This window comes from Janthinobacterium sp. 61, from assembly GCF_002846335.1.
GTDB lineage: Bacteria > Pseudomonadota > Gammaproteobacteria > Burkholderiales > Burkholderiaceae_D > Janthinobacterium.
Genome location: NZ_PJMQ01000001.1, coordinates 5,919,012 through 5,944,012 on the forward strand (window position 1 = coordinate 5,919,012; position 25,001 = coordinate 5,944,012).

General features: G+C 59.7%; 23 protein-coding genes. 13 read left to right on the forward strand and 10 right to left on the reverse strand.

Going from position 1 to position 25,001, the window contains the following annotated elements; all coding sequences use genetic code 11:
* Nucleotides 1-332: 332 nt before the first annotated feature.
* Complete coding sequence (locus CLU92_RS26845) at nt 333-518, reverse strand: hypothetical protein (protein WP_101484361.1); 186 nt, start codon at nt 516-518, stop codon at nt 333-335.
* A 524-nt stretch (nt 519-1,042) separates the two neighbouring features.
* Between CLU92_RS26845 and CLU92_RS26855 the strand changes: the two genes are divergently transcribed.
* The 7 genes from CLU92_RS26855 (at nt 1,043) to CLU92_RS26890 (ending at nt 11,701) form a co-directional block, all read left to right on the forward strand.
* A complete protein-coding gene (locus CLU92_RS26855; RefSeq protein ID WP_101484363.1) occupies nt 1,043-2,254 on the forward strand; it encodes a glycosyltransferase in 1,212 nt (403 codons plus the stop codon).
* Nucleotides 2,255-2,401: 147 nt separating this feature from the next.
* On the forward strand, nt 2,402-3,481 hold the full coding sequence (locus tag CLU92_RS26860) for a glycosyltransferase family 4 protein (protein ID WP_257562742.1): 1,080 nt from the start codon (nt 2,402-2,404) through the stop codon (nt 3,479-3,481).
* A gap of 29 nt (nt 3,482-3,510) precedes the next feature.
* Nucleotides 3,511-5,379, forward strand: a complete 1,869-nt coding sequence (gene asnB / locus CLU92_RS26865) for an asparagine synthase (glutamine-hydrolyzing) (protein ID WP_101484365.1) — start codon at nt 3,511-3,513, stop codon at nt 5,377-5,379.
* A gap of 7 nt (nt 5,380-5,386) precedes the next feature.
* A complete protein-coding gene (locus CLU92_RS26870) occupies nt 5,387-7,402 on the forward strand; it encodes an alginate lyase family protein (protein WP_257562240.1) in 2,016 nt (671 codons plus the stop codon).
* A complete protein-coding gene (locus CLU92_RS26875) occupies nt 7,399-8,709 on the forward strand; it encodes a nucleotide sugar dehydrogenase (RefSeq protein WP_101484366.1) in 1,311 nt (436 codons plus the stop codon). Before CLU92_RS26870 ends, CLU92_RS26875 begins: the two co-directional genes overlap by 4 nt.
* A complete protein-coding gene (locus tag CLU92_RS26880; protein WP_180338601.1) occupies nt 8,690-9,958 on the forward strand; it encodes a glycosyltransferase family 4 protein in 1,269 nt (422 codons plus the stop codon). The genes CLU92_RS26875 and CLU92_RS26880 overlap by 20 nt, the downstream gene beginning before the upstream one ends.
* Nucleotides 9,959-10,240: 282 nt before the next feature.
* The gene (locus CLU92_RS26890) at nt 10,241-11,701 is read left to right on the forward strand and encodes a mannose-1-phosphate guanylyltransferase/mannose-6-phosphate isomerase (protein WP_101484368.1); all 1,461 of its coding nucleotides are present in this window, start codon (nt 10,241-10,243) and stop codon (nt 11,699-11,701) included.
* 25 nt (nt 11,702-11,726) lie between these two features.
* On the opposite strand, the gene CLU92_RS28380 is transcribed toward CLU92_RS26890, so the two are convergent.
* Nucleotides 11,727-12,035: a serine O-acetyltransferase gene (locus CLU92_RS28380; protein ID WP_257562244.1), complete on the reverse strand. Its 309-nt coding sequence runs from the start codon at nt 12,033-12,035 to the stop codon at nt 11,727-11,729.
* Nucleotides 12,025-12,483 (reverse strand): hypothetical protein, encoded by a 459-nt coding sequence (locus CLU92_RS28385; RefSeq protein ID WP_257562246.1) that lies wholly within the window; start codon nt 12,481-12,483, stop codon nt 12,025-12,027. Before CLU92_RS28385 ends, CLU92_RS28380 begins: the two co-directional genes overlap by 11 nt.
* Before the next feature lie 258 nt (nt 12,484-12,741).
* On the opposite strand from CLU92_RS28385, the gene CLU92_RS26900 reads away from it, so the two are divergent.
* Nucleotides 12,742-13,764 (forward strand): TIGR03790 family protein, encoded by a 1,023-nt coding sequence (locus CLU92_RS26900; protein WP_101484370.1) that lies wholly within the window; start codon nt 12,742-12,744, stop codon nt 13,762-13,764.
* Between the two features lie 58 nt (nt 13,765-13,822).
* Here the strand turns inward: CLU92_RS26900 and CLU92_RS28390 are convergent, their stop codons facing one another.
* Entirely contained in the window at nt 13,823-14,566 is a 744-nt protein-coding gene (locus CLU92_RS28390; protein ID WP_257562248.1) for a PEP-CTERM sorting domain-containing protein, read from the reverse strand.
* A 441-nt stretch (nt 14,567-15,007) separates the two neighbouring features.
* Complete coding sequence (locus CLU92_RS27940) at nt 15,008-15,178, reverse strand: hypothetical protein (RefSeq protein WP_180338602.1); 171 nt, start codon at nt 15,176-15,178, stop codon at nt 15,008-15,010.
* Nucleotides 15,179-15,674: 496 nt separating this feature from the next.
* On the opposite strand from CLU92_RS27940, the gene CLU92_RS26915 reads away from it, so the two are divergent.
* A complete protein-coding gene (locus CLU92_RS26915) occupies nt 15,675-16,172 on the forward strand; it encodes an FxDxF family PEP-CTERM protein (RefSeq protein WP_101484371.1) in 498 nt (165 codons plus the stop codon).
* Between the two features lie 91 nt (nt 16,173-16,263).
* On the opposite strand, the gene murJ is transcribed toward CLU92_RS26915, so the two are convergent.
* Nucleotides 16,264-17,811 carry a murein biosynthesis integral membrane protein MurJ gene (gene murJ, locus CLU92_RS26920; protein WP_101484372.1) on the reverse strand — a complete coding sequence of 516 codons (1,548 nt, stop codon included), beginning with the start codon at nt 17,809-17,811 and terminating at the stop codon, nt 16,264-16,266.
* A gap of 297 nt (nt 17,812-18,108) precedes the next feature.
* On the opposite strand from murJ, the gene rpsT reads away from it, so the two are divergent.
* The gene (gene rpsT, locus CLU92_RS26925) at nt 18,109-18,375 is read left to right on the forward strand and encodes a 30S ribosomal protein S20 (protein WP_010395935.1); all 267 of its coding nucleotides are present in this window, start codon (nt 18,109-18,111) and stop codon (nt 18,373-18,375) included.
* Nucleotides 18,376-18,547: 172 nt separating this feature from the next.
* On the opposite strand, the gene CLU92_RS26930 is transcribed toward rpsT, so the two are convergent.
* The 3 genes from CLU92_RS26930 to CLU92_RS26940 form a co-directional block, all read right to left on the reverse strand.
* Complete coding sequence (locus CLU92_RS26930; protein WP_101484373.1) at nt 18,548-19,000, reverse strand: DUF192 domain-containing protein; 453 nt, start codon at nt 18,998-19,000, stop codon at nt 18,548-18,550.
* A 131-nt stretch (nt 19,001-19,131) separates the two neighbouring features.
* Nucleotides 19,132-19,434: a hypothetical protein gene (locus tag CLU92_RS26935; protein WP_243858396.1), complete on the reverse strand. Its 303-nt coding sequence runs from the start codon at nt 19,432-19,434 to the stop codon at nt 19,132-19,134.
* Between the two features lie 110 nt (nt 19,435-19,544).
* A complete protein-coding gene (locus CLU92_RS26940) occupies nt 19,545-20,108 on the reverse strand; it encodes a pseudouridine synthase (RefSeq protein WP_101484374.1) in 564 nt (187 codons plus the stop codon).
* Nucleotides 20,109-20,417: 309 nt separating this feature from the next.
* Between CLU92_RS26940 and icd the strand changes: the two genes are divergently transcribed.
* Nucleotides 20,418-21,671, forward strand: a complete 1,254-nt coding sequence (gene icd, locus CLU92_RS26945) for an NADP-dependent isocitrate dehydrogenase (RefSeq protein ID WP_101484375.1) — start codon at nt 20,418-20,420, stop codon at nt 21,669-21,671.
* Between the two features lie 92 nt (nt 21,672-21,763).
* Here icd and CLU92_RS26950 read toward each other — a convergent pair whose 3' ends face one another.
* Nucleotides 21,764-21,967: a cold-shock protein gene (locus CLU92_RS26950; protein ID WP_010395943.1), complete on the reverse strand. Its 204-nt coding sequence runs from the start codon at nt 21,965-21,967 to the stop codon at nt 21,764-21,766.
* A gap of 321 nt (nt 21,968-22,288) precedes the next feature.
* Here CLU92_RS26950 and clpS point away from each other — a divergent pair, with 321 nt between their 5' ends.
* Nucleotides 22,289-22,591, forward strand: a complete 303-nt coding sequence (clpS, locus tag CLU92_RS26955; RefSeq protein ID WP_034751577.1) for an ATP-dependent Clp protease adapter ClpS — start codon at nt 22,289-22,291, stop codon at nt 22,589-22,591.
* Entirely contained in the window at nt 22,588-24,888 is a 2,301-nt protein-coding gene (gene clpA / locus CLU92_RS26960) for an ATP-dependent Clp protease ATP-binding subunit ClpA (RefSeq protein ID WP_101484376.1), read from the forward strand. The genes clpS and clpA overlap by 4 nt, the downstream gene beginning before the upstream one ends.
* The last annotated feature ends 113 nt before the right edge of the window (nt 24,889-25,001 follow it).

Consider the following 25,001-nt stretch of genomic DNA (forward strand, 5'->3'; position numbering starts at 1 on the left):
AGGCACGCAGCAGCGCGCTGTGCATGGCGCAGGCGTCGCTGCGTGGGACGAATCCTCCGTTATCGCGACTCAGGGTGGCTACGATCGCCTCATCGCATATCGCAATCAGCGCTCTACGTTGCGCAGCACGCGCAGAAGCACGCTTTGGCCGCAGGCCTCCCCTTGACTCTTGAAGTGCATGGCAAGGACCCGACTGTGCACCGGCAGTGCTTCAAATTTTCCTTCAGCAATATCCCGGTACACCATGGCATGGGGGTAACTGCAGCATCAATCTGCTTGTACGCTGAGGCGACGATGCGGTTTGGCGCATCGATATCGCGCGTCGCCCTCAATCACAGTGCATCGTCGCGATTGGAATAGCCACCGCTGACAATAAAGCCATCACCGCCCATGTCCGCCGCATCTGCCCGGCCATCGGGCGCCTGGCGCCACCGAAGGAAATGCACGGCTGTCGTATCCATGCCGACGTCGTCGAGCAGATTCCGGACTTCGCCTTGAGAAAAGGCGATAAACCCCATGGGTAGCGTCGCCAATGGCCGGTCCGGTTGCAATACGGCGCAGCCCGCTGCCCATGGATGAAGCTAGCCATGACCAGTAACTTGTTGGGACGAGGCAACATTCTGAAGCGTATCATGGCAAGTATCGGCAGCGATTGCCAGTCGAACACCAGGATGCGGTCGCTGGGCGTCCAGGGGCCGCACGCTCGCAGCAATGGTGGGGAGAACATGGACTTCAGAATGCATTTCTTGCTATGTATCCCTGCAGCGGCGTTTGCCGGCCCAACGATGCTCACTTGCGCTGGCGCAAATGATTGACTCCATCGCGATAGTTGCCAGCTTGCGACAACAAAATATGCATCATCGACGCCTCGCCAAAAAAATGCAATTATCACATTAACTACATCCCGAGCGACATATGCACGTAAAAAGATGTTATCAAGATAATTTTTTGCCGAATGGTGATATATTCTGCAAGTTTTTTCCGTCGTAGTGAGCCGTATTCGGCCTCTATTTGCATTTTTCGGCTATTTTTCTGATCGACTATGTTCCTAAAAATTCTGCAGTTCGTGCCCGAGACCTTGCCCACTTTCCGCGCCGATGTCAGCGTGTTGTTTGGCAAGTATCTGCCCCGCCACCAAGTACTGTGCGATGTGGTCGGCAAGGCGTCTCCCGATGCCCCCGACCTGCAAGGCTTCCGCTCGGTGCGTCGACCAGCTTACCAGCGTAGCCGGGTGCGTCGTGAGCTGGCCTATTTGTGGCTGAGCCTGAAAGCCTTGCTGGAAGCGAAACGGGGAGAGTGTGATGCCATCCAGGTGCGCGATATGGTACCGCTGGGCTGGCTGGCCATGCTGATCGCCCGATGCAAGGGCATTCCCTTCTATTATTGGGTGTCGTACCTGATGAGCGAAGGGCGCATTGAGCGGGCGCAGGAACAATTGCAGCGCGGCGCAGGCTGGCGTAGCCGGCTGGTGCTATGGAAGGGGCAGCTGGAGCAGGCCTTGTTGTACAAGGTGGTCTTGCCGCGCGCGCAACACGTTTTCGTGCAAAGTGACGCCATGCTGGCGGTGCTGCAGGCGAAGGGTATTGCAGGACAGCGCATGACAGCGGTGCCGATGGGCGTTGATATGGAGCTGCTCGGCAAGTCCCAGCCTCAGCCGCTCCGGCCGGAAGGCTGGGAGGATGTGCCCCTGATTGCCTATCTCGGTACGCTGGACAAGTCGCGCCAGCTGGAGCGGGTGATCGACGCGCTGGCGATCATGCGCGCAACTTCACCGACGGCTTGCCTGCTGTTGATAGGCAATTCGCCGACGCCACACGATGAAGTCATGCTGCTCGAGTATGTGCGTCAATTAGGACTGGCCGAGGCCGTGCGTATCACGGGCTGGCTGCCATCGGCGCAGGCGTGGGAATTGCTGGTTGCCGCCGATGCAGCCGTGTCATTCATCCCCCGCGGGCCGCTGTACGACGTCAGTTCGCCCACCAAGCTGCTCGAGTACCTGGCGCTTGGCATGCCAGCCGTGGGGAATGACACGCCAGACCAAGTACATGTACTGGAAAGTAGCGGCGCCGGCTGGCTGACCGCCAGCGACCCCGCTGCGCTGGCGCAGGCACTCAATGAAATCCTGGGCGATCCTGCTGCCGCGCGCAAACGGGCCGCCACGGGGCCAGCGTTTATCGAAGCGCAGCGCAGCTACCGCGAACTGGCTGCCATGCTGGCCAAGCGCTACCGTACCTTGTTGTCCGCGCTTCCCTGACGGCGCTAGCACAGTTGCGGGGGAGGTTGTTATGTCATGGGCGCAGTAGAGTCATTAAACAACAATAAAACTATTTTGGAAAAATGTCGTGTTTTTGCCAACCTTGTTGCTAAGAAATAAACTATACTCCCGGATATGACTACTATCATGTTGCTCGGTCCTTCCCTGGGTGCCGTCAGTGGGGTGAGCACTCACTTGAATCAGCTGTTGCAGTCAGCGTTACCGCGTGAGTTTCGCTTCGTGCTTTTTCAAGTCGGTAGCGAGGGCAGGGGGGAATCGCTGCCAGGCAAAGTGTGGCGCCTCTTGCTTAGCCCTGTCCTGTTTCTCATCGCCTTGTTGCGTGAGCGTCCGGCGATCGTGCATTTGAATACGTCGATGGAGCCCAAGAGCTATTGGCGCGATGTCGTGTATCTGGCAATTGCCAAGCTGATGCGTAAAAGGGTTGTTTATCAGGTGCATGGCGGCGCCTTGCCGCAAGAGTTTTTCGGTGGCCGGCATCTGTTGACGGGCCTGCTGCGGCGCGTCCTGCGCCTGCCCGATGCGGTGGTGCTACTGGCGCAGTGCGAATTGCGCGGCTATCGCAGCTTCGATGCAACCCTGGCGCTGGAGGTGATTCCGAACGCCATCGATGCGGGTCTGGACGCGGGTGCCAAGCCGCTTGCGCCGCAGCGCCCGTTGTCTCTGGTGTACGTGGGCCGCCTGGTGGACAGCAAGGGGCTGTTTGAACTGATCGAGGCGATGCAGTTGGTGCGCGGTGCCGGCGTGGCGGCGAGCCTGTCGCTGGTTGGCAGCGGTCCGGACGAGGCGGCACTGCGCGAGCGGGTGGCGGCCTTGGGCTTGGAGGACACAGTGACTTTCCTGGGACAAAAATTTGGTGCGGAGAAAGACGCGGCGTGGCGCAATGCCGACCTGTTCGCCTTTCCCACGTATCACGAGGGTTTGCCGTATGCATTGCTCGAAAGCATGGCGGCGCGTACGCCGGCGCTGCTTTGCCCCGTGGGCGCGATTCCCGATGTGGTGCAGGATGGCATACATGGCGTATTCGTGCCGCCGCGCGATCCGCAGGCGCTAGCCGATGCCATCGTGCGCCTCGATGGCGACCGCGCCTTGTTGCAGCGCATGGGACAGGCGTGTCGCGAGCGCATCGAGAGCCACTATACGGTCGAGCGGCTGGCGCAGGATTTCCGCCGCGTCTACAGCGCGTTGCTGGCGTCGCCAGCGCTCTAGTCGGTCCCCTATTTTTTAAGCGAGCCATTATGTGCGGTATTGCCGGTTTGATTTTCCCTTCGTCCGTCGCCGGCATGCCGGCTGCGCTCGACGCCATGGGGCGCGCCATCGCGCACCGCGGCCCCGATGACACGGGCGTGCTGCTGGCCAATAGCGCCGATGGTGCTTGGCAGCTGGGCTTGTTGCACCGGCGCCTGTCCATCATCGATATCGCCACGGGGCACCAGCCGCTGGGCAATGAAGATGGTGATGTACAAATCATCTTCAATGGTGAAATCTATAACTTCCAGCCTCTGCGCGACGAGCTGATCGCGTTGGGCCACCATTTCCGCACGGCTTCCGACACGGAAACCATCGTGCATGCCTACGTGCAATGGGGCGAGGAGTGCGTACAGCACTTCCGCGGCATGTTTGCTTTTGCCATCTGGGATGCGCGCCATGAGCGTTTGTTCATGGCGCGCGACCCCTTCGGCAAGAAACCCCTGTTTCTGTGGCAGCACGAAGGCAAGCTGGCTTTCGGCTCGGAAATCAAGGCCCTGCTGGCCTTGCCGGACGTGGCGCCGCAGGCTGACCAGGCCGCCATCTGGGATTATTTTGCCTACCGCTACGTGCCGGGCCCGGCTACTTTATTCCAGGGTATCCGCAAGCTGGCGCCCGGTTCCACGGCGACATGGGAAAACGGCGTGCTGCGCGAGCGCGTGTATTACACGCCGCCCGACAGCCGGCCCCGCTTGGCGGCGCCGTTGCCGGCCGACCCCGTCGCCACCTTCCTCGACAAGCTCGATGAATCGGTGCGCATCCGCATGATTTCCGACGTGCCTTTCGGCGCTTTCTTGTCCGGCGGCATCGACTCGTCTGCCGTGGTGGCGCTGATGTCGCGCCATGCGGGCGTGCCCGTGAAAACCTTTTCCGTCGGTTTCAAGGAGGGCGGCTTCAGCGAACTGGCGTATGCAGCCGATATCGCCCGCCAATTTTCCACGGAACACCATGAGCTGGAAGTGTCCGTCGACCAGGTCATCGCCTTGCTGCCCGACCTCGTGCGTTTCCGCGACGCCCCCGTGGCCGAGCCGTCCGACATTCCCATCTACCTGCTGGCGAAAGAATCGCGCAAGACGGTCAAGATGGTCTTGACGGGGGAAGGCTCCGATGAAATCCTCGGCGGCTACCCCAAACACGTGTACGAGCGCTATGCGGGCAATTATCAGATGCTGCCGGGCTTGCTGCGCCACGGCCTGATCGAGCCGGCCATCGGCGCCTTGCCCTACCGTTTCCGGCGCGCCAAGACGGCCATCGTCAACCTGGGCCTGGAAGCGTTCGACGAACGCATGCCGCGCTGGTTCGGCATGATGTCCGACCAGGAACGCGCGCGCCTGGTGGCCATGCCGGCGCCGTCGCGCCAGCGCGACCCCTCGCTGGGCTGTGGCAGCGCCGGCAACAGCGCCTTGCGCCGCATCCTGTGCTTCGACCAGCTGAGCTGGCTGCCCGACAATCTGCTCGAGCGGGGCGACCGCATGACTATGGCGGCCTCGCTGGAAGCGCGCATGCCCTTCATGGACCACGAACTGGCCGCGTATGTATCGAGCCTGCCGGACGAGTACCGCGTGCGCGGCCGCACCACCAAGTGGATCTTGCGCGAAGCCATGAAACAGCTGCTGCCGCAAGCCATCCTGGAACGGCCGAAAGTGGGCTTCCGCGTGCCCGTCAACGAATGGTTCCGCGGGCCCATGAAGGATTATCTGTACGAGCACCTGACGGGCGCCGAGTCGCGCACGCGCCACTACTACCATGCGCAAGCACTGCAGCAGGTGCTGGCTGAACACGTGGCTGGGCGGCAAAACCACGAGAAGCTGCTGTGGAGCTTGCTCACCCTGGAAATCTGGCATCGCCAGTATTTGTGAGAGGCCCATGCTGAGCAATCTGTCCTGGAAACTGAACCGCTTGCGCGCCATGGGGGCGCCCGAGGTGGCGCACCGCGTGCGCGATGCGGTGCAGCAACGGCTGCAGGCGCGTGGTTACGGCCTGGCGCTGGCGCCGCCACCCGCTGTGCGCCAGCGTTTCGGCGCGCCATGGCTGGGACTGCCCATTGATGCGGCGCCGCACCAGGCGGCCGCCGAACGCATCCTGGCGGGCCGCTTCGACGTCTTTGCCTTGCGCGATGCGGACCTGGGTTTCCCTCCGCAATGGAACCGCGATCCGAAGACGGGCACCGTGGTGCCGCTGGGCTTTGGCAAGACACTCAATTACCGCGATGAAGCGGTGGTGGGTGACATCAAATGCCTGTGGGAACCGAACCGCCACCTGGCCGTGGCCGACCTGGCGATGGCGTATCGACTGGGCGGCGACCTGCGCCATGCGCGCGGGGCGCAAGCCTTGCTCGAATCGTGGTGGCAGCAGTGTCCGTATCCGCTGGGGCCGAACTGGAGCAGCGCGCTGGAACTGGCCTTGCGCCTGGTCAGCTGGTCGCATGCGTGGCACTTGCTAGGTGGCATCAACAGCCCCCTATTTGAGGGCGCGCAAGGGCAGGCGTTCCTGCAGCGCTGGCTCGACAGCATCTACCAGCATTGCCACTTCATCGCCGGCCACTTTTCGCGTCACTCATCGGCCAACAACCACTTGTTTGGTGAATTGACGGGCTTGCATATCGCCGCGCTCACATGGCCTTGCTGGCCGGAAAGTGCCGGCTGGCTGACGCAAACGGAACGCGAACTGGAAGCGCAGGCGCTCAAGCAAAACGGCGCGGATGGTGTGAACCGCGAGCAAGCTATTTATTACCAGCACACGGTGGCCGACGAAATGCTGCTGTGCGTGCTGGCGGGCCGCGCGAATGGCCGGCCCCGCTCCGCCGCTTTCCTGCAACGCCTGGAAGCCATGCTGGAATTTATCGCCGCCATGACGAACGTGGCGGGCGAGGTGCCGATGATCGGCGACGCAGACGACGCGCTGCTGGCGCACTGGGACAAATCCCCTGGCGCCAATCCCTACACCTCGCTGCTGGCCAGCGGCGCGGCCCTGTTCGGTCGCGCCGATTTCAAGGCCAAGGCACGCACCTTCGACGAGAAAAGCGCCTGGCTGCTGGGCGCTGCAGGCAGCCAGGCGTTTGACGCCTTGCCGGACGTTGCGCCCGAAACCTTGCCGCGCGCTTTCCCCGATGGCGGCTATTACGTGATGGGTGCGCGTTTCGATACGCCAGGTGAGGTGCGCCTGACCGCTGATGCCGGTCCGCTGGGCTACCTGGGCATTGCCGCACACGGCCACGCCGATGCGCTGGCGCTGACCTTATCTGTGGCGGGCCAGGCGGTGCTGGTCGACCCGGGCACCTATGCCTACCACACGCAAAAACAGTGGCGCGACTATTTCCGCGGCACCAGCGCGCACAACACCGTGCGCATCGATGGCCGCGACCAGTCCGAGTCGGGCGGCAACTTCCTGTGGCTGCGCAAGGCCCAGGCCCAGTGCCTGGCGTGGCGTGACGATGCCGACGGGCAATTCTGGAGCGCCAGCCATGACGGCTACCTGGGCTTGAAAGATGCTGTGCTGCATCGGCGCGAGGTGCGCGTGGCGCCCGGCGCCGCGCTGATCGTGGTCGATGACGTGCTCGAATGCCAGGGGGCGCATGAGGTGGAGCAGTTCTGGCACTTCGATCCCCGCTGCCGCTTGCAGCTGGACGGTCATGTGCTGCGCGTGGCGGGTGACGCTTTCTCGCTGGAAATGCATTTGCCGCCCTTGCCGGATGCCTCCGTGCAACTGGTGTGTGGCCGCGACGATCCGCCGCTGGGCTGGATTTCGCGCCGTTTTGATGAAAAGCAGGCTGCACCTGTGCTGGTTTGGCGCGGGCGGCTGCAAGGCACGGCCACCTTGCGCACGGAGTTTCACCTGAGTTTGGCTACCCCTGATCTGTCAGAAAATACGAGGAAAACATGAAAATTAGCATATTTGGTTTGGGTTATGTGGGTGCCGTCTCGGCTGGTTGTCTGGCAACGGATGGACACGAAGTGATCGGCGTTGATCCGAACAGGACCAAGGTGGAGCTGATTAACCAGGGCACCACGCCCATCATTGAAAAAGACATCGGCGAGATGATCGCCGCCACCGTGAAGAGCGGCCATTTACGGGCCACCTTCGACGTGCGCGACGCCGTCTTCGGCTCGGACATGTCGCTCATCTGCGTGGGCACGCCGTCGCAGCTCAATGGCAACCTGGACCTGAGCCACGTGCGCAAGGTGTGCCAGGAAATCGGCGCCGCCATCCGTGAAAAAGACAGCTTCCACGTCGTTGTGGCGCGCTCGACCATGTTGCCCGGCTCCATGCGCTCGCTGGTGATCCCGACCCTGGAAGCGGCCTCCGGCAAGGTGGCTGGCGTCGATTTCGGCGTGTGCAACAATCCGGAATTCCTGCGTGAAGGCACGGCCGTCTACGATTACTACAATCCGCCGAAGACGGTTATCGGCGAGTCCGATGAAAAGGCCGGCGCGCTGCTGGTGCAGCTGTATGAAAAGATGGACGCGCCGCTGGTGCGCACGGATGTGGAAACGGCCGAGATGGTCAAGTACACGGACAACACCTGGCACGCCGTCAAAGTGGCGTTCGCCAATGAAATCGGCAATATCTGCAAGGCTGTCGGCATCGATGGCCACACGGTGATGGAAATCTTCTGCCAGGATACCAAGCTGAACCTGTCGCCGTACTACATGAAGCCGGGCTTTGCCTTCGGCGGCTCGTGCCTGCCCAAAGACGTGCGCGCACTGACCTACAAGGCGCGCAGCCTGGACCTCGATTTGCCCTTGCTCAATTCCATCCTGCCATCGAACCAGAAGCAAGTGGAAAAGGGCATCAAGATGATCGTCGACAAGGGCGCGCGCAAAGTGGGTATCCTGGGCTTTTCGTTCAAGGCCGGTACGGACGACTTGCGCGAGTCGCCGCTGGTCGATGTCATCGAGTATCTGCTGGGCAAGGGCTACGAGCTGAAGCTGTACGACAAGAATGTCAACCTGGCCGCCTTGACGGGCGCCAACCAGGATTACATCCTGAACATGATCCCGCACATTTCCAAGCTGATGGTGGACAACATGCAGGACGTGCTCGATTTTGCCGACACCATCGTCATCGGCAATGGCGCGGCCGAATTCAAGACCGTACCAAACAGCCTGCGGCCGCACCAGCACATCGTCGACCTGGTGCGTATCAGCAAAGAACAAAGTGGAGAACAGTATGACGGCATCTGCTGGTAAAACCGTGGGCATGGGAGCCCAGCCGAGGCGGGTGCTGATCCTGGTGGAAAACCTGCCTTCGCCATTCGACCGGCGCGTGTGGCAGGAGGCGACCACCCTGCATGCGAACGGCTATGAAGTGTCGATTATCTGCCCGACGGGCAAGGGCTATGAAGCGCGCTACGAAGCCATCGACGGCATCCATATCTACCGCTACAACCTGCCGCTGGAGGCGGAAGGGGCCAAGGGTTACCTGGTGGAATATTCACTGGCCCTGTTCCATACCTTCCGCCTGGCATGGAAAGTCCATTTTGCCCGTGGTTTCGACGTGGTTCACGCCTGTAATCCGCCTGATTTGCTGTTCCTCATCGGCGGCTTCTTCAAGTTGACGATGGGCAAGCGTTTCCTGTTCGACCACCATGACATCAACCCCGAGCTGTACGAAGCCAAGTTCGGCCGGCGCGATTTCTTTTACAAGCTGATGGTGCTGTTCGAGCGCTGGTCGTTCCAGAGCGCCGACGTGTCGATCGCCACCAACGAGTCGTACAAGAAGATAGCCATCGAGCGGGGCGGTATGAAGCCCGAGGATGTCTACGTGGTGCGCAGCGGACCCAAGCTGGACCGCTTGCGCGTGCTGCCGCCCGTGCCAGCACTGAAGAAGGGCCGCAGCTACCTGGTCGGCTACGTGGGCGTGATGGGCGCGCAGGAAGGCATCGATCTGCTGCTGCAGGCGGCACAATACATCGTGCAGACCTTGAAGCGCGAGGATGTGCAGTTCGGCCTGGTGGGCGGCGGCACCTCGCTGGAACAGATGAAGCAGATGGCGCAGGACCTGGGCATTGCCGACTACGTGACGTTTACGGGGCGCGTGCCGGATCAGCAATTGCTGGAAATGCTCAACACCTCGGACGTGTGCGTGAACCCGGACGTGGCCAACGACATGAACGACAAGTCGACCATGAACAAGATCATGGAATACATGGCCCTGGGCAAACCGATCGTGCAGTTTGATCTGGTCGAAGGCAAGGTTTCCGCACAGCAGGCATCCTTGTATGCATTGAAAAATGATCCTGTCGACATGGCGCGCAAGATCGTCGAATTGCTGGACGACCCCGCCCGCCGCGAGCAGATGGGGGCGTTCGGCCGCCATCGCGTGGTCAACGAGCTGGAGTGGGAATACGAAGCGCCCAAGCTGCTGGCCGCGTATGCGCGCCTGTTTCCCGCTGCCGCGCCTGCCGCTTCGGTGACCTTGAGCAAGGACGGCCGCTGAGTGTGTCGCCTGGCCAGCCAGGCGCAACCCTGATGGAGCATGTTCGACCGTGACAGCAATGATATTGGCGGCAGGCCAGGGCACGCGCGTGCAGCCTGGCGTGGTACTTGATGAAAGGATCGCCTTCAAGGATTATAGTGTCGACCGTGCCGGCCAGATGCTGCATGTTTCCCAGTATGAGACTGAGGCCTGGGGTAATGCACGCGACCCCCGTAGCTTGCGCTGCGCTGCAACCCCGCCGGCCCTGTATGCTGCCCAATAAACTGTTTTTGAAATGACACCATGAAAATTTATCCAGTCATCCTGTCCGGCGGTTCGGGCACCCGTCTCTGGCCGCTGTCGCGCGCCGTGCTGCCCAAGCAGTTGTTGCCGCTGGTAACGGACAAGACCATGTTGCAGGAAACGGCGCTGCGCGTGCTCGGCCTGCCCAACCGCCGTGCCGGTGATAGCGGACTGGCCGATATCGACGTCATGCCGCCGCTGGTGGTGTGCGGCAATGAGCACCGCTTCATGGTGGCCGAGCAGCTGCGCGAGATCGGCTTGCCGCCGCTGGGCATCCTGCTTGAGCCCGTGGGGCGCAACACGGCGCCAGCCGTCGCCGTGGCTGCGCACTTTCTGCTGGCCATCGACCCACAGGCGCTGATGCTGGTCTTGCCGGCCGACCATGTCATTACCGATGTTGCCGCGTTTCACCAGGCCATCGCCCAGGCTGCTCTGCTGGCGGCCGATGGCGCGCTGGCCACCTTTGGCATCGTGCCGACGGCGCCGGAAACGGGCTATGGCTACATCCGTAGCGGCGCGCCCGTGAGTCCGGGGGCCGTGGGCTGCAAGGTCGAGCGCTTCGTGGAAAAGCCGGACCTGGCCACGGCGCAGTCGTTCCTTGCCGCCGGTAATTATTTCTGGAATAGCGGCATGTTCATGTTCCGCGCCGAACGCTATCTGGGCGAGCTGGGGCAATTTCAGCCGGCCATGCTGGCCGCCAGCGAGGCGGCCGTGCGCGATGGCTATCGTGACCTCGATTTCTGCCGCCTGGAAGAGAAAGCCTTCGCCGCCTGCCCATCCGATTCTATCGACTATGCCGTCATGGAGCATACGGCGCATGCCGTGGTGCTGCCGGCCGCCATCGGCTGGAGTGATGTCGGTTCCTGGTCGGCCCTGTGGGAAGTGCAGCAGAAGCAGAGTGACGCCAACGGCAACGTGGTGCGCGGCGACGTATATCTCGATGGCGTCAGCAATTGCCTGGTGCGCGCCGAGCGCCGCATGGTGGCCGTGCTCGGCGTGCAGGACTTGATTGTGGTGGAAACGGACGACGCCGTCCTGGTGGCGCACAAGGACCAGGTGCAGCGCGTGAAACAGGTGGTCGATCACTTGAAGCAGGCAGGGCGCAGCGAGCATGTGCAGCACCGCAAGGTGTACCGCCCGTGGGGCAGCTATGAAGGCATCGATATCGGCGAACGCTTCCAGGTCAAGCGCATCACGGTCAGTCCTGGTGGCAAGCTGTCGCTGCAGATGCACCATCACCGTGCCGAACACTGGGTGGTGGTCAGCGGCACGGCGCAAGTCACGTGCGGCGAGAAGGTGACCTTGTTGACGGAAAACGAATCGACGTATATCCCCATTGGCATGACGCACAGGCTGGAAAACCCGGGCAAGCTGCCCTTGCACCTGATCGAGGTGCAGTCTGGCAGTTACCTGGGAGAGGACGATATCGTGCGCCTGGAGGATGTGTATCGGCGTGTCTGATGGGCGCCTGGGGCTGTGCGGTGCACTACTCGTCAAGTGGAGCCGGATGCATGACGTCGGGAATGCAGTCGCTCTTGATGATTGCCCCAGGGTTTCCTGCAACGATGGAGTACGGGGGGATGTTCTCGCTGACGACGGCGCCGCCCGCAATGCGGCTGCCGCGCCCTATAGTGATGCCGCCCGTTATGATCGCATGCGGACCGACCCATACTTCATCTTCCAGTGTCGGGTAGCCCGTAATGCGCTGTCCATCTGCGCTGATGCGGTCACGCCGCCCCAGCGTTACGCCATGAAATAATGTCACATTTCGGCCAATGACTGCGTCAGGACTCATGACCATTCCCCAGCCATGCGTCAGGGCAAAACCGGCCCCAATTTTTGTTTGCCAAGGGAAATCCACGCCGGCCATCGAGGAAGCGCATCGATGCAGCAGCTTGCATGCTGGCAGCAGCAACTTCCCCGGGCCTTTGGCATTGCGCGCTGCCTGGCATAGCCGGGCCGTTGCCACCACGCGGAATGTGCGACTGCGTATCGCAGCCTGCAGCGTCAATAGCGCGCTGCTGCGGCCAAATTGACGATAGGTATCTGCCCGTAATTCCATCCATGCTGACATGTGCGCCCCAGTACAATAAAAGATTGTTTGATATGATTTTAGCAATTATAACCGTATCCATATTGTTGTGCTCAACGAATAGTATTTCTAACTTATCAAGAAATGATGCCACAAGGAAATTGATAATTAAGAATAATGCAGCATAAAAAATTGATTTATGCATTCCCATGTCTGATTTGATAAGATGAATTTAGGTGGGGGCGTTGTTATCCGCAATCCCATTTGCTGGGATCTCATGAAGAAACATACTTGATCGATACATGCACAGTCAGACAACGGGGGCATAGGGAAAAAACCTGGGGTTACCCGTCTTGACGTGGACAGCGCTTTGTTCCGCCTGTCGATTGCATGGGACTATAATCATTTGGCACAGCTGGCGGCTGCCACATGGCGGCTTCGATACTACCTCATCGGGCGAGATTCACCATTGCGTAACTTTTTCTGTTTTTCGCTGGCGCTGGTCGCCGGTATCGCGTACGCCGATGCGCCGCCTGCGGCGCCACGATTGCAGCCGTCGCAACTGGCCATCGTCATCAACGATGCCGAGCCGAATAGTATCGAAGTGGGGGAATATTACCGCCAGGCCCATACCATCCCTGTGGCGAACGTTGTGCATGTGAATATCCCCAACCGTCCGCGCAATCTCAGCGCAGATCAGTTCGCGCAATTGAAGGAGCGCATCGACGCGCAGCTGAAACCCGAGATCCAGGCCGTGCTGATGGTGTGGAGCGCCCCATATGCCGTCGAATGCAATGCCATCACGTCCGCCTTCACCTTGGGCTATGACGGGGATCAATGTGCGAAGACCTGCGGCCCGGGCAAGCCCAGCGCGTATTTCAACAGCGAGGTGGGCCAGCCCTACAAGCAGCTGGGCATGCGCTTGTCGATGCTCTTGCCTGTCGATTTCGTGGACGAAGCCAAGGCCGTGGTGGATCGCGGCAAGGTCATCGGCTTTTCCGTGCCGGCCGCCAGCGCCTATTACCTGACGACCAGCGATGCGGCACGCAACAGCCGTGCCGCTTTCTTTCCGCCGGCCGGCGTCGTGCTCCAGCGCAAGCTGACCATCAAGAACCTCAAGGCGGACAGCCTGGAAGGGGCGAAAGACATCATGGTGTACCAGACGGGGATGGCCAAGGTGGCCAAGCTGGAGACCCTGCATTTCCTGCCCGGCGCCCTGGCCGACCACCTGACCTCGTATGGCGGTGACTTGCAAGGCAGTAGCCAGATGAGCAGCCAGCGCTGGCTGGAGGCGGGTGCGACGGCCAGCTATGGCACCGTCAGCGAACCGTGCAACTATTGGCAGAAGTTTCCCAATCCGACCGTGCTGTTGCGCCGCTACCTGTCCGGCAGCACGGCACTGGAAGCGTACTGGGGCAGCGTGCTGTGGCCAGCCCAGGGCCTGTTCATCGGCGACCCGCTCGCCGCCCCGTATGCGCGCTTCCGGCGTTGAAGCCTGATTCTTTCAGGCAATAAAAAAGGCCCTTGCGGGCCTCTTTCATCTTGCTGCGTTATTTGCTCTTGCGGCGGCGCGCCAGGGCGACGAGGCCCAGTCCTGCCAGCAGCATGGCATAGGTTTCCGGTTCCGGCACGGCTGGAATGTCCGGCGTCACGGCAGGAATGTTCGGCGTCACGGGAATGACGCTGCCGCCCGTGAAGCCGCCACCGGAGCCGCCACTGCCAACACCACCGCCAGTGACAGGCAAGCCTTCGCCGAGCGACGACGAGAAGATCAGTGGAGTGTCGTCGACACTGCGGGCCGGGTTGTACGAACGGCCCGGGCCGCGGTATCCGGCGGCGTCATCGAAGGGACGGTTTTCTTCGGCGGCGCCGAAATCGCGCGTGGCAACACGATAGTTACGGTCGCTGCTGGCGAGCGCCAGGCGCGGCTCGCTGACGTCAGCATCGGCTGGCAACTGGCGCGTAGCCAGGCCGTGCGTTTTGTCGGTCGATTGAACTTTGCGGAATTCCTGGTCGGACATGCCGCCTTCAAATTCCGGTGTCTTGTTGAGGCCGTCGCTGATGCGATTGCCGAAGCCAATGAAGCCGTTGGCCAGGCTGCAGGCGCTGTAAGTGCCGTCCAGATTGGCATCTTTCGCCTTGCCATTCGCCGATTGCGTGCTGGCCTGGCAATTTTTTTCATTCTTTTGCGCAGGCGCGGCCGTCTGCGCCTGGGCGCTGGCGCCGAACAGCATCAAGGCTGCGGCCAGCAGCAAGGGGCGGGATGAGGCTGGCGTGAAAATTGGTGTTGGCATGATCGATCTCTCAAAAAGCATGGAAGGGTGCGTCGTTTGACGCGTGTATCCACATGCGATTGTTGCCTCTCCCTTCCAGGCTACTGTTGCGAGCAAGGTTGGGAGTGCGTTTCAAGGTCAGGCATGGATGGGGCCTGCACCACTGGGTCTGCTAGTGCCGCTTAATGTCTTGTCAGTAACTAAACTTATTTGTTTGAATTATATCATGTTGTCCTGCCGTGCACGCGCCGGGATTGCTTTGTAAAGTATGGCGTTGCTGAAATGATACTGTCGGAAAGCAGCCGCCTGCCTGGATTCTGTTTGATCACAGCTGCGTTGGGCTTGTTGAAATGCTATCGCTGACATGTTCTTCTATATCGGGCGAGACTCGCGCGACGAGGGGCAAGGCACAGATCATCGCAGTAGGGCCAGCGCGACCAGTGTTTCGCCACGGACACGTCATCATGCGGTATGAGGTGCGCGCGCTTGCCACGAACCAGGCAGGCGCAGCTTGGACCCGGTGCCCTGGCAGGCTTCGGCAAAACGGGACACCACATGGCTGACCATGAAGGCGCTGACGATTTTTCCGCGCACCGTGTCGATGCGCTGCTGGTAGTCGAGGTGGCGCGACAAGGCACTGCTGCCCTCGGCCTCCGTGACGATGCCGCTGTATGACGGGGAAACAGTTCGCCATGCTCTGCCGGTGCGGCGGAAAAGGGCCTGCCTTCGCGCAAGCCCTTTAACAGGCGCGCGAGCCCGCTGCGGGGAGACAGCGCAGCTTCCTTTTCCAGCAAGACTTCCGGCGCCTATGCCTGTAGCGCCAGCGCCTGAACCCGCGTCGCCCGAGGTGGCGGGGGCCGCAGGAAGAGGCTGGCGCGCAGCAGGCCCCCCCCCGATCTGCTGTAACTATAAGTCAATGTGGAGCGATACGGAGAGAACTATTTTCTTTGGGAAATCCCTATATGCCCGCAACCATTTCGCATGGGAAATACTTATTTTAAATGAAATTAAGATAAAATATTTGCAATTAATCTAATGCTTTTATGCTACTATTCCGCTTGGTACTTTCGGTACTAAAACGATGGCTGGCACCACTTGGCGGCCATAAATTACTTTTAAGGGCTAAATTATGAAATTGAAATTTATCGCGGCAGGCATTCTGGCTGCAGCATCGTTCAGCGCGTCGGCGGCCACCTACAATCTGGGTATCCTGGATCCAAGCGGTTTTGATACCCGGGCATCCATCACCACCAATTTCGCTGCCAATACGGTGATCGACGATTTGTGGACCTTTAAACTGCTGACGCCATCGTCGGCGTCTTTCGGTGCATTGCAAACGTTTTCCGTTCCCGAAGGCGCGATCAGCAACTTCGCCGCAACACTGGTGGGCTATGGCGACCTGACCTGGGCATCGGTAGCCGGCATTCAAAGCCTGAGCTGGGCGGGGCCGTTGGCGGCTGGCAGCTATGAGGTGCGTGTTTCGGGCTTGACCGGTTTGCAGAACGGCCAATATGTGGGCACGGTGTCCGCCTTGCCCGTACCGGAACCGGAAACCTACGGCATGCTGCTGGGTGGCCTGGCGCTGGTTGGCTTTGCGGCACGCCGCCGCGCCCGCAAAGCCGTTTGATTTTTCCCCGGCTAGCATGACAAAACCCGCCGAGGCGGGTTTTTTTTGTTTCTACAACATGCGTGATGGTGACAACGTCCCAGGCATGTTGTCAGGCGTGGCGCTTGAAGTCGCGGAAGCGGAATCCCACGAGGAACAGGGTGGCAAAGTAAGCCACGCCGCACAGGCTCACCAGCAAGGCCAGGGCACCGGCCCGCAACAGTGGATGGGCTTGCATAGTGATCCAGTCGATGCGCAGTGCGCCGAAGGCGGCCACGCCGCCCATGACGATGAGCGCCGGCAGCAGGCGCAGGAAGAACTTGGTCCAACCAGGTTTGGGCGTGTAGATGCCGCGCTTGCGCAAGCCCCAATAGAGAAAAGTGGCGTTCAGGCAGGCGCCCAGGCCGATCGACAGTGCCAGGCCGGCCACCGCGATGTAGGGCACGAACAGCAAATTCATCAGCTGCGTGGCGATCAGCACGCCGATGGCGATTTTCACGGGCGTGCGGATGTCCTGGCGCGCATAGAATGCGGGCGCCAGGGTTTTCACGAGGATGATGCCGATCAGGCCCAGGCTGTAGGCCACCAGCGGTTCCGTCGACATGGTCACGGATTCGGCCGTAAATTTACCGTAGTGGAAGAGGGTGGCGATCAGCGGCGTGGCCAGGGTTGCCATGCCGACGGCGGCCGGCAATGCCAACAGGAAAGTCAGGCGCAAGCCCCAGTCCAGCAGGGCCGAGTATTCCGTCTTGTCGCCATCCACGTTTGCCTTCGACAGGCTGGGCAGCAAGATGGTGCCCAGGGCCACGCCCAGCATGGCGGTGGGAAACTCCATCAAGCGGTCCGCATACGACAGCCAGGAAATGCTGCCTTCGGCCAGTCGCGACGCGATGCTGGTATTGATCATCAGGCTGATCTGCGCTGCCGAGACGGCGAACACGGCCGGCCCCATCTTCTTCAGCACGCGGCGCACGCCGCCGTCGGACAGGCCGATGGCGGGATTGATCGACAGGCGCGGCAGCATGCCGATCTTGATCAGGGCAGGAATCTGGATGGCCACCTGCAGCAAGCCGCCGGCGAACACGGCAATTGCCATGGCGTAGATCGGCTGTTTCAGGTAAGGGGCGAGGAAGAGCGAGGCGGCGATGAATGATAAATTGAGCAACACTGGTGTGAAGGCAGGAATCTTGAATTCGCGCCAGGTATTCAAAATGCCGCCAGCCAGGGCTACGAAGGACATACAAGTAATATAAGGGAACATCAGCCGCGTCATCCACACGGCCGCGTCGAAGGCGCCGGGGTCCTTGGTCAGGCCCGTGGCGATCGCATACACGAACCACGGCGCGCCGACGATGCCGATGAGGGATACGAGCAGGGTTGCCCAGACGAGGGTGGTGGCTACATGGTCGGCCAATTGCTTGCTCGCTTCCTGGCCATGCTGGTTCTTGTATTCCGACAAGATTGGCACGAAAGCTTGCGAGAACGCACCCTCGGCAAACAAGCGGCGCAACAGGTTGGGGATGCGGAAGGCAACAATGAAGGCGTCCGTGTAGGCGCCGGCGCCAAAGGCGCGCGCGAACAGGCTTTCACGTAATAATCCGGTTACACGGGACAGCATGGTCATGCTGGAGATGGCGGCGAGGGTTTTAAGCAAGTTCATGGGGGCAGATTATAGCCGCCCGCTGTACCGTTAAACGCTTAAAATATGGTAACAAACGCTGCGGATTCGCCCTTGTCAGGCCCATTTCCAGGTGTTTTTGGCGTCACACACGGTTTTTTGATTTGCCCCCGCTTGAAAATATCGCTATAATCGAAGGCTGTACAGAATTCTGTTACGCAGACACTAATGTTTGACAGGCACTGGTTTGGCACACATGGTTCGGCAGACGCACAGAACGCACCGGTTGGCAAACACTAATGTTTGCAAACGCACTTTGACCCTGTTTTAGGAAATTCCATGGCAAATACCGCACAAGCGCGCAAACGCGCTCGTCAAGCAGTTAAGCAAAACGCACACAATTCGTCCCAACGTTCGACCTTGCGCACGGCTATCAAAGCTGCTCGCAAAGCGATCCAGGGCGGCGACAAGGCAGCAGCTGCTGCAATCTTCCAAGCATCCGTGTCGACCATCGACCGTATCGCTGACAAGAAGATCATCCACAAAAACAAGGCAGCTCGCCATAAGAGCCGTCTGGCAGCTGCTTTGAAAGCACTGTCCGCTTAATATTCACCAGCAGGCAAGCCACCACGGTGGCCTTGCCTGTGCCGGCACGCTGGCACTGGTTGAAAAGCAAAAACCCGCAGATTTATTCTGGCGGGTTTTTTCGCGTTTTTCATTTTTTATTCGCTTGTTTTTGCGGCCCTGTCCGCGCTGGACAGCGGCCGGCCGCCACGGTCTAGCGCGCTGCGGGCAGGTTGCCGATGCTCATGCCCGGCTTGATGTTCTTTTGCTTGAACCAGCCCAAATGCATTTCCAGCGCATAGCGCACGGGCACGGTCCTGGTCGAACAATGGCTGTCGAGCGTGTACGCTTGCATGTCTTCGATGTTGACGATCTTGCCACCGGCATCGATAAAGGCCACGGACAGGGGCAGCGGCGTGTTTTTCATCCACATGCATTGCGTCGATGGGTTACCGAAGACGAACAGCATGCCCGCATTGGCTGGCAACTTTTCGCGGTACATCAAGCCTTGTTCGCGTTGCTCTTCCGTGGCGGCCACTTCCGCGTGGATTAAATGCATGCCGGCCGAGAGCTGCAAGCTCTTGCCTTGTGGCGCTTGTGCTTGCGCAATGCTGGCGCAAGCCATCAGGGCGGTGGAAAGGCTGAGGCGGCGAAGGGATGTTTTCATGGCGCGGGACGGTGGCAGCGAAGCGGCGATTAAGCCATGCTGGCGGCCGCCTGGTCAAGCATGCTGCCTGGCGGCGCCGAAAGCGTGGGGTTACAGCAACATGGTTGCTGCCGTCATCCCGGTGACTGCGCCTATTTCACGGGCTTGCCTGCTTCAGCGGCAGGCTGCTTCGTCTTGCGCGGCTGGGGAATCAGGCGCGGTGCATCGGTTGCGGCCGAGGCCTTGGTCCGCGCCGCATCTGTCGCCGCCGATGCGTTGATCGAGGCTGCTGCCGGCTTGAGGGCATCGGTGGCGGCCGAGGCATGGCTGGCAGCCGATGCAGGTGGCGGCTTGACGGCATCGGTAGCAGCGGAAGCGTGCACCTGGGCGCCCGATTGGGCCAGTGCGGCGCCGGCAAGCAGGGAGGCGGTCAGTGCCAGTATTGCTTTTGTCATCATCTTTCCTTTTTCGTCATGTGAAGGTGAGATGATTTTAATGCATTATCTAAAAATAAATAGTGCTTATTGGCAAAATTCAGTGCTGACGCCGTTTTTTCTTGTCCTGCTCACGTTTTTCCAATGTTCTCGGCCGGCACTTCACACCATTCGCCGGGCAGCAGAGGGTGGCTGGCCAGCGAGAACGGGCCGATGGCGCTGCGCACCAGGCGCAGGGTGGGCAGGCCGACGGCAGCCGTCATGCGCCGCACTTGCCGGTTTTTTCCTTCCTTTAAAGTTATCGCCAGCCATGAGGTCGGCTTGTCGGCGCGCGCGCGGATGGGCGGGTTGCGTGGCCACAGCCAGTCCGGCTCGGCGATACGCACGGCCTTGCAAGGCTTGGTAGTGAAATCGCCCAGGTCCAGTGGCGCCTGCAGGCGCGCCAGGCTGGCGGCGTCGGGCACACCATCGACCTGCACCAGGTAGGTTTTCGCTTCCTTGCGGTCGGGGTGGCTGATCTCGTGTTGCAGTCGGCCGTCGTCCGTCAGCAGCAGCAAGCCTTCGCTGTCGGCGTCGAGCCGGCCGGCCGGGTAGATGCCGGGAATGGTCAAATGGTCGGCCAGGGTGAGGCGGCCGTCCTGCGGCGAAAACTGGCACAAGACCTGGAATGGTTTATTGAAGAGGATGAGTGGCATGCTGATAGATGAATTGATGCAAACGATGGTGACCGCTGATTGGCGCCGCAAAAGCGTGGCGCCCTGTAAGATACTGGTGCATAATGTGAAACGCTAGTCTTATGTCTTATAGAAGACTTGAGTCAGTGTGGCGATAAGGTTCTTTGGCGCAGCATTCTGCATGGCGATGCGGATGGCCCTGCTGTTCCTTCCCTGCTAAAGTGCGTTGTTGCCGCCATGTTCGGACTTGTTTTTGTAAACTCTGCAACCGCAGAGCGCGTCGCCGGCCTGTGTTGCCCGCCAGCGGTGTATCCCACTTCGGAGATCACGATGTATCAACATATCACTGTACCTGCTGACGGCCAAAAAATCACCGTCAACGCCGATTTTTCGCTGAATGTACCAGATAATCCCATCGTTCCCTTCATTGAAGGCGATGGCACGGGCATCGATATCAGCCCGGTCATGATCAAGGTGATCGACGCTGCCGTGGCCAAGGCCTATGGCGGCGCGCGCAAGATCAGCTGGATGGAAATCTATGCGGGCGAGAAATCGACGAATGTGTACGGTCCCGATGTGTGGCTGCCGGAAGAAACGTTGGCCGTACTGAAAGATTACGTCGTCTCCATCAAGGGGCCGCTGACCACGCCCGTCGGTGGCGGCATCCGCTCGCTGAACGTGGCCCTGCGCCAGCAGCTCGATTTGTACGTCTGCCTGCGTCCCGTGCGTTACTTCACGGGCGTGCCATCGCCCGTGAAAGAGCCGGAAAAGACGGACATGGTAATTTTCCGCGAAAACTCGGAAGACATCTACGCGGGCATCGAATACCAGCAAGGCTCGCCCGAAGCCAAGAAATTGATGGATTTCCTGATCAATGAAATGGGCGTGACCAAGATCCGCTTCCCGGCCACGTCGGGCCTGGGCATCAAGCCCGTGTCCATTGAAGGCACGGAGCGCCTGGTGCGCAAGGCCATCCAGTACGCAATCGACAATGACAAGCCATCCGTGACGATCGTGCACAAAGGCAACATCATGAAGTACACGGAAGGCGGCTTCCGCGACTGGGCGTATGCGCTGGCGCAAAAGGAATTCGGCGCCGAACTGATCGATGGTGGTCCATGGTGCAAGTTCAAGAATCCGAAGACGGGCCGCGATATCATCGTCAAGGATTCCATCGCTGACGCGTTCCTGCAACAAATCCTGCTGCGTCCGGCCGAATACAGCGTCATCGCCACCTTGAATTTGAACGGCGATTACATTTCCGACGCGCTGGCGGCGCAAGTGGGCGGCATCGGCATCGCGCCGGGTGCCAACCTGTCCGACTCCGTCGCCATGTTTGAAGCGACGCATGGCACGGCGCCAAAGTATGCGGGCAAGGATTACGTGAACCCCGGTTCCCTGATCCTGTCGGCGGAAATGATGCTACGTCACATGGGCTGGCTGGAAGCGGCCGACCTGATCATTTCGTCGATGCAAAAGTCGATCGCCTCGAAGCGCGTCACCTACGATTTCGCCCGCCTGATGGAAGGCGCGACGCAAGTATCGTGCTCCGGTTTCGGCCAGGTGATGATCGAGCATATGTAACTGGAGGGGCGGGGCAGGGTGCAGCGCACCCTGCGGACGAAAAAAAACCCCGTCAGGAGACGGGGTTTTTCACATCTGAGGGCCGGCGATGCTTAGGCTGCTTGGATGTTGGAAGCTTGCTTGCCTTTAGGGCCTTGCGTGACTTCGAATTGAACTTTTTGACCTTCTTTGAGGGTCTTGAAACCGTTCATGTTGATTGCGGAGAAGTGAGCAAACAAATCTTCGCCGCCGTCATCTGGAGTGATGAAGCCAAAACCTTTGGAATCATTGAACCACTTAACTGTACCTGTTGCCATAAAAAGAACTTTCAAAATTAAAACAAATCACACGAGCCATAAAAGCAAGAAGCTTCTTGCCCCCTCCTCGACGTCTCACTTCTTATCAAGCTGTACATTACTGCAACAGTCGATACAGCATTGTTGGCGGAATAAATAATGAAGTCAAGCGCTTTTCCATCGATATTGCCAAATTCTTCACGGCAACCAAAAAAGCAACTCTTGATTTTGACAGCAAGGTCGCCATCTGCGCACTATTAAGAAAACGCGTAAGATTGAAAACAATTGGAAAGGCGTAGATATTGCGCATGACAACCACTGTGAAAGCATTAGAATAAGCGTATGGCAACCAAGCACGACACAGAAACCCTGCTGGAGCGGCAAGTGCTGAAGCCGCCACCGCTCTACCAGGTGGCCTTGCTCAATGACGACTACACCCCGATGGAATTTGTGGTGGCCATCATTCAGGAGTATTTCAACAAGGACCGTGAAACGGCGACGCAAATCATGCTCAGTGTTCATCGCTACGGCAAAGGAGTGTGCGGCGTGTTCTCTAAAGATATAGCGTGTACCAAAGTGGAGTTCGTTTTAACGCATGCGCGCAAGGCGGGGCACCCCCTGCAGTGCGTGATGGAGGAAGTATGATTGCGCAGGAATTAGAAGTAAGTTTGCACATGGCGTTTGTCGAAGCTCGGCAGGCACGGCACGAATTCATCACGGTTGAGCATTTACTGCTGGCACTGCTGGACAATCCCTCCGCTGCAGAGGTGTTGCGTGCCTGCGCGGTCAATATAGAGGACCTGCGCAAGACCCTCACCAATTTCATCGGCGATAACACGCCGACCGTGCCTGGCACGGGCGAAGTCGACACCCAGCCGACGCTTGGTTTCCAGCGCGTGATCCAGCGCGCCATCATGCACGTCCAGTCCGCTTCGAATGGCAAGAAGGAGGTCACGGGCGCCAATGTGCTGGTGGCCATCTTCGGCGAAAAGGATTCGCATGCGGTCTACTACCTGCACCAGCAGGGAGTGACGCGCCTGGATGTGGTCAATTTCATTTCGCACGGCGTGCGCAAGGACCAGTCGACGGAAAGCGCGAAAGCCTCCGAAGGCGTGGAAGAAGCGCCCGTCGATGGCCAGCCGAAGGAAAGCCCGCTCGACCAGTTCACGCAAAACCTGAACAAGGCCGCTGCCGAAGGCAAGATCGACCCCCTGATCGGGCGCGAGGAAGAAGTCGACCGCGTGATCCAGATCCTGTGCCGCCGCCGCAAGAACAATCCCTTGCTGGTCGGCGAGGCGGGCGTGGGCAAGACGGCCATCGCCGAAGGGCTGGCTTACCGCATCACGCAAAGCGATGTGCCGGAAATCCTGCAGAATGCCGTCGTGTATTCGCTGGATATGGGCGCCTTGCTGGCAGGTACCAAATATCGCGGTGACTTCGAACAGCGCCTGAAAGCCGTGCTGAAGCAATTGAAGGATAATCCGAACGGCATCCTGTTCATCGACGAAATCCACACCATCATCGGTGCGGGCTCGGCTTCGGGCGGCACGCTGGACGCCTCCAATCTGCTGAAACCGGCATTGGCGAATGGCCAGCTGAAATGCATCGGCGCGACCACGTACACGGAGTTCCGCGGCGTGTTTGAGAAAGATCATGCCTTGAGCCGCCGTTTCCAGAAGGTGGACGTCAACGAGCCGACCGTCGAGCAAACCGTGCAGATCCTGCGCGGCTTGAAATCGCGTTTCGAAGAGCACCATGGCGTGAAATACTCGGCCTCGGCCCTGTCGACGGCGGCCGAACTGGCGGCGCGTTTCATCAATGATCGCCATCTGCCCGACAAGGCGATCGACGTCATCGATGAAGCGGGCGCGGCACAGCGCATTCTGCCGAAGTCGAAGCAAAAGAAAACCATCGGCAAGGCCGAGATCGAGGACATCATTGCCAAGATCGCGCGCATTCCGCCGCAAACGGTCAACCAGGACGACCGCAGCAAGCTGCAGACGATTGACCGCGATTTGCGCAACGTGGTGTTTGGGCAAGATCCCGCCATCGACGCGCTGGCGTCCGCCATCAAGATGGCGCGTGCTGGCCTGGGCAAGACGGACAAGCCGATCGGCTCCTTCCTGTTCTCCGGTCCTACCGGTGTCGGCAAGACCGAGGTGGCCAAGCAACTGGCCTTCATCCTCGGCATCGAGCTGATCCGTTTCGACATGTCGGAATACATGGAACGCCACGCGGTCAGCCGTTTGATCGGCGCGCCACCGGGCTATGTTGGTTTCGACCAGGGCGGTTTGCTGACGGAAGCGATCACCAAGAAGCCGCATGCAGTCTTGCTGCTCGATGAAATTGAGAAAGCCCATCCGGACATTTTCAATATCCTGCTGCAAGTGATGGATCATGGCACCTTGACGGATAACAATGGCCGCAAAGCCGATTTCCGTAACGTGATCATCATCATGACGACGAATGCGGGTGCGGAAAGCTTGCAGAAAGCCTCGATCGGTTTCACCAATTCCAAGCAGGCAGGCGACGAGATGGCCGACATCAAGCGCATGTTCACGCCGGAATTCCGCAACCGTATTGACGCGACCATCAGCTTCCGCGCGCTGGACCAGGAAATCATCCTGCGCGTGGTCGACAAGTTCCTGATGCAGCTGGAAGAACAGTTGCACGAGAAAAAGGTTGAAGCCGTGTTTACCGAGAAGCTGCGTGCTTTCCTTGGCAAGAAAGGCTTCGATCCTTTGATGGGCGCGCGGCCGATGGCACGCCTGATCCAGGATCTGATCCGCAAGGCCCTGGCTGACGAACTGTTGTTCGGCCGCCTGGTCACGGGCGGACGGGTCACGGTCGACCTCGACGACAAGGACCAGGTCTTGCTGGAATTCCCGGAACCGCCAGACGCGGCGCCGACAGCTGCACCGGAAACGGTGGAAGTGGAATAAGCGCAGCCTGGCTGCTTTCAAAAAGAACCCGCCCACGCAAGTGGCGCGGGTTTTTTTACGTGCATACCATCAGTCAAGGAAAGTGTTGTTAAAATAACCTTGTTTAAAAATAG